8 protein-coding genes are annotated in these 12,371 nt (G+C 39.7%); 2 read left to right on the top strand and 6 right to left on the bottom strand.

Translation table 11 applies throughout. From position 1 onward, the window contains the following. Positions 1-146 precede the first annotated feature (146 nt). The gene (locus tag D9O48_RS10360) at positions 147-812 is read left to right on the top strand and encodes a YceI family protein (protein ID WP_126972898.1); all 666 of its coding nucleotides are present in this window, start codon (positions 147-149) and stop codon (positions 810-812) included. Between the two features lie 90 nt (positions 813-902). On the opposite strand, the gene D9O48_RS10355 is transcribed toward D9O48_RS10360, so the two are convergent. Genes D9O48_RS10355 through D9O48_RS10340 form a run of 4 tightly spaced genes read right to left on the bottom strand, consistent with a single transcriptional unit; the run spans position 903 to position 7,470 of the window. Further along, the gene (locus D9O48_RS10355; RefSeq protein ID WP_126972897.1) at positions 903-2,045 is read right to left on the bottom strand and encodes a DUF3322 and DUF2220 domain-containing protein; all 1,143 of its coding nucleotides are present in this window, start codon (positions 2,043-2,045) and stop codon (positions 903-905) included. Further along, positions 2,045-5,428, bottom strand: a complete 3,384-nt coding sequence (locus D9O48_RS10350) for an ATP-binding protein (RefSeq protein ID WP_126972896.1) — start codon at positions 5,426-5,428, stop codon at positions 2,045-2,047. Before D9O48_RS10350 ends, D9O48_RS10355 begins: the two co-directional genes overlap by 1 nt. Then, complete coding sequence (locus D9O48_RS10345) at positions 5,403-6,002, bottom strand: DUF4194 domain-containing protein (protein WP_126972895.1); 600 nt, start codon at positions 6,000-6,002, stop codon at positions 5,403-5,405. The genes D9O48_RS10350 and D9O48_RS10345 overlap by 26 nt, the downstream gene beginning before the upstream one ends. Position 6,003: 1 nt before the next feature. Beyond that, positions 6,004-7,470, bottom strand: coding sequence for a DUF3375 domain-containing protein (locus D9O48_RS10340; protein WP_126972894.1), 1,467 nt, complete (start codon positions 7,468-7,470; stop codon positions 6,004-6,006). A 347-nt stretch (positions 7,471-7,817) separates the two neighbouring features. On the opposite strand from D9O48_RS10340, the gene D9O48_RS19030 reads away from it, so the two are divergent. Next, on the top strand, positions 7,818-8,066 hold the full coding sequence (locus tag D9O48_RS19030) for a hypothetical protein (RefSeq protein WP_233589230.1): 249 nt from the start codon (positions 7,818-7,820) through the stop codon (positions 8,064-8,066). 572 nt (positions 8,067-8,638) lie between these two features. Here the strand turns inward: D9O48_RS19030 and D9O48_RS10330 are convergent. Together D9O48_RS10330 and D9O48_RS10325 are read right to left on the bottom strand one after the other, a co-directional pair. Continuing rightward, the gene (locus D9O48_RS10330; RefSeq protein WP_126972893.1) at positions 8,639-11,575 is read right to left on the bottom strand and encodes a DEAD/DEAH box helicase; all 2,937 of its coding nucleotides are present in this window, start codon (positions 11,573-11,575) and stop codon (positions 8,639-8,641) included. Next, complete coding sequence (locus D9O48_RS10325; protein WP_126972892.1) at positions 11,572-12,360, bottom strand: Hachiman antiphage defense system protein HamA; 789 nt, start codon at positions 12,358-12,360, stop codon at positions 11,572-11,574. Before D9O48_RS10325 ends, D9O48_RS10330 begins: the two co-directional genes overlap by 4 nt. Positions 12,361-12,371 lie beyond the last annotated feature (11 nt).

Genomic DNA, 12,371 nt, shown 5'->3' with positions numbered 1-12,371 from the left:
CGAGCCCCGGCGGCGCTGAAAAGATTTTACATTCGTTTACAAAGTTTTTACGACGTTTTTACTACTCCCGCTGCCAGACATTGTAGGTTTGTTTCAACAACCTTGTCTCCTTTGTTTTCACTTTCATCATCACATAAAAACTTTTTATGAGGTCAATCTTATTTTTCGTCTGTGCACCCTTTTGTCTGCTCCTGGGCGTCGCCTGCCGCGATCGCTCAACGGCGGCTATTGCTATTACAGCGTCGGCTCCTTCTACGCCGGTAGGAAATGCAGTAGGTTATTCTCTTGTTATACCGGAAAGCTTTGTTAATTGGAAAGGCATGAATGTTCTGGGAACAAATGAACATCAAGGCTATATCAAACCACTGACAGGCAACCTGGCTTTCGATGTTAATGACATCATTGTAGGAGGCTATTTTGAACTGGATATGAATACAATTACCCTTACTGACAGGAAAGACACCAGCAGCGATAACGGGCTGGTATCGCATCTGAAAGACCCTGACTTCTTTGATGTGGAGAAGTACCCCAAAGCTATTTTTCAATTAACCAAAGCAATTAAAGGTTCGAACGATTCCTCTTACGATATTACCGGCCAACTAACTTTGCTGACCATCACGCAGGAAATTCGTTTTCCGGCTACGATTGTCAGGAACTTAGAGGATATCGTTGCAACAGCTTCGCTCACAATAGACCGTACGAAATGGGGGATAACTTATCAGTCAGGTAGTTTATTAGGATTTGTGAAAGACGGGTTGCTGCAAGACAAGATTCCCGTGTCACTGTTTTTACGGTTTCACCGGCAGCAATAGCGGGCCTACTTAAGGTAAAGCCGGAGATTTTCTCCGGCTTTACCTTGAATAAAGTATTATTTATTGTCTTAATATTGATACTCTTAAATTTTAGACTGGTAAACGGTTTATAATGTTTTGAACATGCAAGTGGGTAATTCGTTCTTGTTCTAATCTTGTATTGTTTTGTATTAAAAAATGATACATATCTGCCTCCTCTGAATTTAAAAGAGGTAAACTAATTTGCCTGTATTCAGAATGCACAGAAAATGCTGAAAATTCACTGTAGGTATTTTCATCCATTAAAAAACTTCTGGCTTGACTATAATATTGTCGTATCATATTCAACATTTCAAAACCTGCTGCGTCTAGGTCAAACCAACAATATAACTCACAATCAGCCAGCCAGGGAATATGTTTACTGATCCGGCTTTTAAATCCTTCCCCAAAGATGGCCACGCTGTTTTTTATTTTAGGAAAGGAACGAAAACAAGCTCCATTTTCAATAATAAATACTTTTTCTGGCTGCCAGGAAAGTAAGGCTGCATCATCTATAGTAAGTGCCAACTCATTGAACCCAAGGGTAGATTTTAGTAAGTCATCCAATACCCTGACCTGAGTATAGATATTGGGACGTTTTATATTGTATCTGCCAGAGAAGTCATTTTCCTTTACGTTGATTTTTTCGGCAGGTAAAATCTTATCCAGCATTTTTTTTAAAGGCTTATTATTATCCTCAATAAACTTTGTGTGCACCTGTATGGGCAATTCACGAAGATAAAGCGAATGTGGAGGGTCATAATCCCAAAAATAACGGACTACTTTTAGCAGGTCGGGCATTATGTCTGCATAAGTTAAAAGAAAAGCAGGTTCTTCTTTTACCCAGCCTGCATTGAGCGGAAAGAAATCTGCAATGAGTTCGTATGCTTTTTTTATTTTTGAAAAGTCTTTTTCCCGCTTCGTAAAAAAGAGATAATCCTCCAGGTTTTCGTAGTATATTTTAGCAGGAATTTTTTGTTGAGATCCTTGTATTTTTTTCATTTTCCATGTTACAGTATATCCTTTACCCTTTACTTCTTTTGATTGATTATAAAGAGGTACAATAGCACTGTGCAGGTCATTAAAGCCGGTTTCTTTTATCTTTTTGTCAGATGGTATAACCAGTGGAAAAGGATTTTCTCCCTTTAATACAGCAGCTGCTATTTTAAAGAAATGTTTACCGGATTTATCAAAAAGTTCCTGGGGTGTTATCATTATGGATCTTGTTTAAAGTTTTCTTTTTGTTCATAATATTGTTCCATCGTCAGGTTATACAGCACTGAATTTTTTTTATTTTTAATCTCTACAAAATGCACCGCATGAATATAAGGTTCTGCTATATTTATTTTGTCTAATGGAGTTACTACCAATATCTGAAGATTTAGCTGTTCACAGAATTCCATTAAGAAACGGCTTTTCTCAGGATCCAGCTTGCTGAAAGCCTCATCTACCATTATGAAGCGGAGGCTTTTGTGTTGTCGCCCCTGCTGAAAAATACCAAACTGATGTGCAATGGCTGCTCCCAGGATGGCATAAGTAAATTGTGCCTTTTGGCCACCCGAATAGCTGGCGGTGTTGTCATGGTATTGTTCTGATTTATTCTCTGCCATGGAGTATTCTCTTGCCCCAAAAGTGAGCCAGTTACGTACATCACTTACCTTCCTGCGCCAGGTTTCCTCTTTTTGCAATTCTGTAATGAGTTTTTTTATTTGCTCAAATACCTGTTGCCGGTAATTATCGTCTTGCTGGGTAGCATACTCCAACGCATTAGGAATCGCAGCACTGAGCTGTCCACGAAAAATATTGATTTCATTTTCTCCGCGCAGTGTACGGTATTCCAGTTGAAGGTAAGTATCCGGGTTGCGATTGAAAGTTATTTTCTTTAAAGGAATGTTTAGCTCATCGATCATACTCTGAATCTTTTCCAGTTCCACGTTAAGCCAGGTACGGTAGCTGGTGAGCGCGTCCAACATGCTTTTATCCATGTATTCGCGGAACCTTTTTTTATGCTCAACCAGGCGCTGCGTTTGTATAGTGTTGTAGAGCTCTTCAATATCCTCTATACTTTTAAGATCAGCGCTGATGTTGATCACATCGCCCTGCCAGGTGGGAAACTCTCGTATTATTTTTTCATCCGGGTGTACAAAAGCTGCGATGTCCTTTATAATCTTTTGCTGCAGTTGGTTAATGGTATTAGTAGCGCTTTTTTGTCGGTCTGCCAGCATTCTTGCAATCTGCCGCATCTTAGTTTCAAATGCTGCCAGGCTCTGTTCCTCGCTGATGTCCATTTCTTCTTCCTGCAGAAATGCCCGGATCGATTGCTCTCCTGCACCAGTTAGGCCATCAAAATCAAGACTTAATAACCGGGCATTTTTTTCATTATAATCAGTTTCCAGTTTGGTCGTTTTCCTCAGCAAAGCATCTCTTACTTCATTTTCCTGTTTTAATGAGATTTCTGTGCTGCTTATCTGCGCTACAATAAGCTCATAAGCCTGCGATGATTTTTTTAGCTCCGTTATCTGTTTATTTAACGATACTATTTTTTCTGCATGCCGCTGCCAGTCTATCTCGTCGTAGTTTTGGTACCGAAGTAAGTGAGTAACAGCAAGTATGGTTTTATTAATGGTGTCAATGCGTGGGCTTATGTCCCTGATTTTGTCGCCAAAATGCTGATAATTCGATTCTTCCTGCAGTTTCTGTTGTTGCAGGTATTTTATGGTTTCCCGGTTATCCCATCCCAGGCGGTATTTTCCTTTATGCCATTTGCCGGGACGATCATCTTTTTCATGGCGGTTTACATTCCGCATCAATCCATTGGAAGTGATGGCTTTTGGGGATCCATAAAACACATCCAGGTCATCGGTACAGTAATAGTTGAATCGTTCCAGCAGGGCGGTTTCCATCCAATCTTTATAAGCCGATTCCTTAAACTCAAGTTTACTGACCAGGTCGTTACCATCAGTAGACCATCGGACTGGTTGTATCCTTTTCTGTTCTATTTTCTGGTACACTAATTTGGTTCGCATATCATTGTTGTAAATAAAATGATTGACAGCCTTTATAAATTTTTCCGGTACCAGTAATTGCATGGAAAAGTTATGTAACAGCCGCTCAATAGCATCTTCCCATTTTTGTTCTGCCGGTGTTACCTTTATAAGCTCCCCCGCAAAAGGAAGTTCCGTTTCTATTACACTCAGCAATTCCGTAAGGCGTTTCCTGGCCTGTACGAGTTCATCGGGAATACGGTTTTTCCGCTCCAGCAGCGAGTCAATTTGCTGTTGCAGCTCCTTTATTTTTGTTTCTGCGCTTTCCTGTTCAATTTTCCATCTCGTTTTTTGTTCCGAAAGAGCTTCCTGTTCTTTGGGCAGTGTTGTACTTAGGTGTTCGGCCTGGTTATAATTGCCATTAAACGCGTCGCTGCCGGCAGGCAGGTCCAGGTTTAGTTGTTTGCAAGTGGTTTCATAGTGTTTGCATGCTGCTGACTTATCATTCTTTTTACCCGTCTCTGCTTCTATACTCTTGTTCAGCAAGGTCACCTGGTGGTCTATGTTAAGGGCAGCTCTCTGGGAGATCAGCTGGTCTTTTTCCCGGTCCAGCTCCTTTATTTTTTCTGTAACCAGCCGCTCTTCTTCGCGGGCTATTGTCGTATCCCGCTCTATCTGGCTGATATGTGCGGCCAGCAGTCCATACTCTAATTTATCGCGGTAAAAAGGCATTTGTTCTTCCACAAAATCCAGGCTGGATTTCCGGCTGTGTTCGGTATACAAGGTTTCTTTACGGGTAATAATAGGCGTAAGCAGCTCCAGTTGTTTTTCATCTTTCTGTATGGCTTTATGGCTGATCAGCAGATCACTGTAATGCTCGTACAGATTCTTAAACTGCTCTTCAGCATCTGATTCTTCCAGCATTTCCTGCCGGATAAAGTTAGTAAGGTCGCCCAGCACTTTAATACCCACTGTCTGACTAAAGAGCGACAACGCTTTGTCTTTTAAACCAAACAGGTCGCTAAAGCGGGTAGCATATTCTTTAAAGCTGTTGTAGAGTTCTGTTTTGGGAAACTGGTTTTTAAGTTTCTTTTTCCAGTCGCCCCGCATATCAAAATGGTCTTTTCCGAAATGGTCGTTAATGTTGATCAGGTAGGGAGCAATAATGAATACCTTTTGCAGGCCTCCATTGTTGTACCACCTTATTTGTACCAGCGTTATAGTGTGCTGCGTACCCGAATTTTGAAAACAGGCCAGCAGCACGGAGTAAGGGTTATCTGCTTTTTGACGCAGTTGCTCAGTTTTTGATTTATCTTCTGCTTCGGAAAAAGTTTTACCATAGTAGCCCCAGAAGTAGGAGCTTTCATCTCTTTCCTTCTTCGATTCTGCTCCTGATGATTGGTTGTAAAACCGCTTGCCGGTGGGCACTAGTAGGGTAAGCAGCGCATCGATCAAGGTAGTTTTTCCACTGCCGTTGGCACCGGTCAAGAGCGAAGTACGACCATCGGGCTGCAATTTGTAGACTTTGCCATTAAAGGTGCCCCAGTTAAATATTTCGAGGTACCGCAGCCTATAGCCATTATCTGCATTATTGTTGCTGAATAGTGTGGACATAGTCGGCGAGCTTTTGTTTTATTTCTTCCAGCTTTTCGTTGCTGATGAATGCTTTTACGATGCGTTTTATTTCGTACTGGTTATTGTCTTTATTTGCGGTATCTTCTCTATTTAGTTTGAGAATTCCGATATTAAGAAGCGCAGTGATGGGTTTGGATAAATCGCGCCACAACTTGCTTTTGTTGGTTTGCTCTTTGTAAAACAATTCAATACGCTCCTTCATCTCTTTTTGTGTAAGGAAATATTTGTTTCCCTCACTGCGCACATCAAATTCTTCCAATCCTTCCCGCAGCATTACCGCCAGAAGGGTTGCCTCGTAATTCAGCGCCTGTTTTTTCATCAGGCGGGGTAACGGATTTTCTTCGTCTTCCGCTGCGTCCGGTTGTACCAATCTTGCAAATCCGTCCTGCTCTGTTATAATTAATTCTATTCCGATTTTTCCAAAAAACTCCTGTATAGCTGATTGCCATCCCAATATATCTCGCCAGGTATTTTTATCATCAGCATAAACGGGACCCTGCAATAATTTGATGACGGCAGCAGCATAAGGTGACCGTTGTATTTTCGGTTCCATATCACTGTTTTATTGGTTTTGTATAAATAATCATAGGCACATTTACCCAACGTTCGCCCACCAGTATCGGCTCTTTTGCATCCTCGATAATAATGTGGTGACTACCCTCGGTTGCCAGCGAAAAGTAACCCACCACTTCACTCAGGCCATTCTCTATACCATAAGTATCAACAATTTCTTTTAAAGTTGTCTGGTCTTTTGTTTCCAACATTTGGTCTATTCGCTGTTGCAGCTTTTTCTTATCAATGGTAAACTGGTCAAACAATACTTTAAAGTCAACGGTTTCTTCCTCGTCGTTATTGTTATCAGGAAACAGTATATTAGTGGTAGTATTCCGTTCCTCACCGGGTTGCCAGCGGTCAAAAAGGTTGATATTGGGTTTATCTTCAACGAAAAAAAAATCGTCGTCTTTTAACTTCACATCAATCAGTTCAAAAGCCATTTGCCGTATGTCGCCAATCAGCTCCATAGCCCTTCTCCGTTCCAGGAGGTTTTTTTCTGATAATACGCGGCTTATTTTTTCACTTAGTTTTTTGTTGGCATCAATTACTTTTCGACCGGATACGTGCAGGTAGCGTTTCAGGTTTTTGAGGAATTTGTCGTTGTTATAGTCAATATTGTTTTCGGAAAGTATCTGGTACAGCCGATCGGTAAGTGCGTTAAATTCCTGCTGTCGCTTTTCGTTCATCAAAAATTCCCAAAAAGCTTTAAAGCTTTTTCCCTGCGGCTTTTGATCTATATCGTCTAACGCGTCCAGTGCAAATACCAGCAGGGTACCTTTGGCTACGTCGCGTTCGGTATATTTTCTTTGAATGTCTTTACGTATCTGTTCAAAATTTTGCTCCACTTCCGAAAAATCCGCCAACAGTTCACGAGACATTTTATTGAGGTCGTAAAACTGCTCTTTAATTTCTGTTTCGTCAAACACGCTGGGCTTTTTACCCAGCCTGATCAGGTTAATTTCGTTTTCTATTTCCCATTTCTTTTTCTGCAGTTCTTCTATGCGGGCCTCGGGATCTTCATTGGTTTGTTCCACCATTTTTTGCAGCTTAAAGAAAATATCTTTAAACCGGCTGTTGGTGCCTATGTATTCGCGTGGTGCCAGGTCTTCGAGCCATTTCAGTACTTTAATGGTGTCGGGTGTGAGTTCATGCAGGTCTTCGCCATCGTCGCCGGGATATTTGCGTAAATAACCGCTGTTGCTCCATTTGTCAATGTATTGTGCTGCTCTTAAGGCGAAGTCGTCAAACAGCGTGGCAGCATCCAACTCCTCATCTTTTTCCTGATAAGACAGGTCTTCCATATACCCTTCCAGTTTGCTGCGCAGTTCACTGTTGGCAATAGTGGTAGTATTAGCATCGGCAAATACTCTGTGCAGGAAGGATATTATAAAAGGCGCATTACGGGCCCGCAGCAGCAGCAGGGGCCTGGCCGTTTTAAATTGCTGAATGAGTGATTCGAATGTCATGTTTACAAATTTTAGCTTACCGGTTGGGTGATGAATAGCATGGTAAACTGTTTTACAAGTAAGGGTTTAATCATGAGTAACAATGATTGCATAATCATTTGTACACTGCCCGCCTGCTGGTTATTTACACAGAAAATACGTAGTTTACATGTCAAATAAATTTAAAATTTACTGCTATGATACATACCGCTACTCCTACTAACAAAATATGCGAATGACGCAATGTAAAACGTTTCTGAGAAATACTTGGCATCAATCAGGATGCACTGGCTGCAGAACTGGGCGACGACTGGAACCAGCAAAAGGTATCGCTGCTGGAACAGAAAGAAACTATTGATGCGCCCCTGTTGCAACAAATTTCTGCGGTACTAAAAATACCCGTTGAGGCTTTCCGGAATTTTGATGAGGAACAGGCGGTGAATGTGATTGCTAATACTTATTCTTTCCAAGACTTTAAAGACAATGCCGTTGCATCAGGATTTACCTTTCAGCCATCTTTCAACCCTGTTGATAAGATGGTTGAGCTATACGAACGTATGCTGCAACAACAAAAGGAAATGATCGACAAGCTGGAGAAGTTGATTGAAAAGAAATAGTTTCTTTACCAGGGCGTGCCCCCTGCCCGTTTTACATTTATCAAAGAACTACAAAAATAGTGTGGGCAGGGGTCGGGCTATTCGCTGCAAGTCCTCGCTCGTCCCTCGCTGCGGGCTTTCCGCTGCTATCCCTCACGCAGGTGTGTGTGTAATTATATCCTCTCCAGAATAAACCGCCGCACATACTCTCCCATTGCTTCCGTTCTATAGTTCAAAAACAGGTTCTCATCCTTTTTATCATAATAGTTCCAAATGGTGTCACAGTTAGTGCTGTCCAATATAAACTCTTTTATGTGGTAGTCATTCCCTCTGAGAATTCGGATGGTATTTTGGTATTCTGCCCCATTAAGTTGTTCGGCCATAAATAGGAAATCTGAGTACCATTCAAATGAATCAAATATTGTAAAACTTCAACGTGGTAGTCTTTCCCGAATTTTGATTTCTCACCAAAAGAACAGCTAAACGATTATGTCTTTTTAATTTTTCTATTTTTTTTATTGGGGTTATTACTTTTATCCTATTGCCCTATTTTCTAAAGTTCTTAAATTAATTTTCATATACTACCTATAATTCTATTCAAAATAGTGTTCTAATAAAGTCAAAGACATTATCGGCACCCTCGTTTCCAAATAAGTTAATAATGACGTTTGATTGCTTAAAATAATTGTTTTAAGTTCCTCCTGATCGGCATAGTTTATTTCATTTTGAAGAAACCAATCCGCTATTTGCAATACTAATATCCTGTCAGGAATATTGATTTCTGTTAAATCTAATTTCAGGCGGTCATTTAACCCGTATATCACGTAGTTGGACCAATTAAGAATGGCTTCAGAAGTGCCTTCTTCATTATCTCTACGTTTTGTTTCAATGTACTTTATTATAGATGCAGCTAGGTTTTGTAGTTCATACTCAAGAAATTTTATAAAAATCAGAGTTTCGTCAACGGTTTTGCCCAAACTTTGAGCTACTTGATGGTACCAGCCTCCATTCATCCATGTTATCAAAGCTTCAATAAACCTATCTCTTGATATCTCCAACGGGATAGCACCAGTGAAATCATTAAGCTGGTACATAATATCGAATATGAAGTCTATCCATTGATTATCTAACGGACTAAGTGTTTGTGAAAGAAAATCTTGCTGGTAGTTCACTAATTCCTCAATTCTACCAAACGATCTTAGGGGAATACCGGTGTACCTTATCAGTCCGATACTTCCATTTTCGATTGTAGGTCTTACTCGTTCCGTCCGTAAAGTAAAAAGCTCTCTTAACCTGTTTTGTAACGCATTGTCACTTTGGTAAAAAGTCAATGTATTTTCAATTAATGTATTGATTTCCTGCTCCAGATTTTCAACAGGAACATCCTCAGCTAGCAATTGAATAATTGAGTTATCAATATAGTTAGCCTCTTTTAACTGGTCTAATAGTTCATTACTTAAAGTAGTCTTGTTTCTTGTTATATAACGTTCAATTATCTCAACAACATGGTATAAAAACCCCTTAACTTCCTCCAGGTTTCTGTTGGTCAGTACATCAGAGAGTATAGCCCGGTCATTAGGGTTAACGACTATTACCGTACCCTTGGTTTCCTTCCCTGCTCTACCGGCCCGACCTATAAGGTTTTTTAAATCCCTTTTTTCTAAAGGCACAATTCGTCCTAAATGTTGATTGAATCTCCGTGCTGTGCTAATTACTAAGGTTTTTATAGGTAAATTGACTCCTTCCGCTAAAGTATTGGTACATATTAAAAGTTTAATCCTCTCATTTCTTACAGAACTTTCTATAAGTTCTCTGACAAATTGAGGTAAATCGCCGTGATGATATAAAAAGCCCTGGCTTACACATAAAGTCAGTAAAAAGTCGTTCCCAAAAATGTATTGAAAATACTGCCCCAATATTTCAACTTCTTGAGCTATACAAAAATCAATAGGCTTCGGCAACGAAGTGTTAAGTTGAGAAATTACTTCCGATGCGATGCCGGACACACCTTGCGTTGAACCTTTAGTTGGAGCAAATATTGCAACAGCTCCTGAGTTTAACGACTTAAGCGCCACCGCAACAGTTTTCGATTTATACGTTCTTGCTTTATAAGTACTGTCGGAGGTAATAAAATCTTGTGGAGATAGAAAGCGGTTTAAAATATATCTTGTTGGTAGTTCTTCATGAGGATTTACATCCAGATTAAAACGAGTTTCATCTATTTCATCCAGAAACGCCAGTTCAATTTCGGTAGGTCTGTAATTTGAACGGGCAATGTCTTCTTCTGTTCCGCCAAGCCATGAGTTTATTACTTCTATGTTGGGAATAATTGCTGACAGGAAAACAAACCTCCTTTCTACAGATTCATTATTTTTTAGTCTTGAAAGAAGCAATTCATAACTGATCCCTCTTGACGTATTATCTATTAAATGCCCTTCATCACAAATTACTGTCCGAAAAGTGTCAAGAATTCCTGATAAGCCCAGCTCTATAGCCATGAATTTTTCAGGCGTGGATATCAATACATTTGACTGTTCAATACTAATACGATCCGAGTCTGTTACAATATTACCCCCATAAATAGTTTTGACCTTTATTCCCAACTTAGAAGTAAGGTTGCGGCCCAAATTGTTTTTTAATTCTGATGCTAAAGCACGAAATGGTGCTAAATAGAGTATTTTACTCTTAGGGTTTCTCGACACCTCGTTGTAAATAACTAATTCTGCTATGGAGGTTTTGCCAGAACTGGTGGGGGTCTGTAAGCTGAAGGCCCGACTAAAAGTTAATAGGCCTTTTCTTATCGCCCCTTGTTGGGATGGAAAGAAACTCCAAACCTGAGGGTTTTTTGCTACGTTGAAACGGACATACGCCTTCCAGTCTATTCCGTCTGCATTTTCCGTCAGGTCATGCCAAAGATTATTGGTAGAAAATTTCTTAAGAACAGCTCTTGCAATGTAAGTAAGGACAAATAAATGACTTTCAATTTCATGGTTGGGACTAAGAATATTATCGAAAGTCTCCTGCAAATTTGCAATTGCTTCTCTATTTCCTTCTCGCAAATATTCCAGAATATAATGAAAGTAATGATTCTCCTTAGCTTGTTTTCTTGTATAATTTCTTGACAAAAAATAGTAAATAAATCTCTCTATATGTGTCTGGAAATAATCTTGCGAAAATGGTTTTAATAACAAAAATGAGGTAGCCGGGAAATCGGCAAGATAATATAATGAGGCAACGTAGAGCATATTACGACTATAATTCACGCCGGAAAAATTCTCTCTTTTACCACGTAACGAATATACTTCAAGCCCTTTGGCTAGCGAAAGCAAATCTTTTTTTACCTCTTCTGATTCTTCTTCTCCAAATTGTTCAAGAACGTCTTGCAATTTGGTCAAAAGCGAAATATAAAAATCGTGGGGCCTGTTATAAAAAGTATAGTTTGCCTGATCTTCATTAGCAACATTATAATCGATAAATGCCTGCCATGACTCCGACTGTGCAATCCACCGCTTAAGCTCTTGGTAAATCATGTGTTTGGTATTTGGTTATAAGTAAGTTCGTATCCTCCTTTTAAGTCTTCTATTCTTATAAGTATTACCTCAAAAGTATCTTTAATATCCTCTGGTATTGCCGTTACATGCTTAAGATGGTCATCTGCAAATGCGCCATCGACTGTTGCAATAGCCTTGAAGTGTTTTAGAAAAGAAGGATATTTGACCACATCCATAAAACGCTCTAATTGATTTACAGCTTGGGCATTTCTATCATCCTTGTAACGCGTTTTTATATGGAAAAGACTTTCACTCAATCTACTTACGTAGTCTTTATACGCATCATCAATTGCTTTTTGGAGTGAACTTTCAGTGCCATTTGGTTTAGTCGCTCGAGCCTTGGATTCAATCGATACTAAACAATCATCCGGACTTGGTGATTTATCGTCATTTTGACAAAAAAGAATTACATCGGTAAAGTGGGCAGGGTTATTTTTACTCTCTTTCCATTTCCACTTTGGTGGTCTTAAATGTGATGCCGGTAAATATTTTTCAGGGATAATGTAATAACACAAAATTTCTGAAAACTCTCCGGACATGATAGAAGGGTTATCAGGAATTTTTTCAAGAATTTCTTCTGTCGAGGATGTTGCAAAATTACTAATGCGCCAATTCAAATCTTCATCTGTCAGATACAACTCTCTATAGGGGTGGGGCAACTTATCGAAAAAAGCTTCCCTTTCCGCTTCTTTCAATGTAAAAATGGTTATTCCATTTTTGGTTATTGCCTCTTCAAAATGAGTTAATATATCAATGTTTCTCATGCTTTTGTCTC

Origin of the sequence: Gynurincola endophyticus (assembly GCF_003991195.1) — a bacterium.
Lineage (GTDB): Bacteria > Bacteroidota > Bacteroidia > Chitinophagales > Chitinophagaceae > Gynurincola > Gynurincola endophyticus.
Note: the sequence above shows the minus strand (reverse complement) of the source record. Positions and strands in the feature narration are given on the sequence as shown.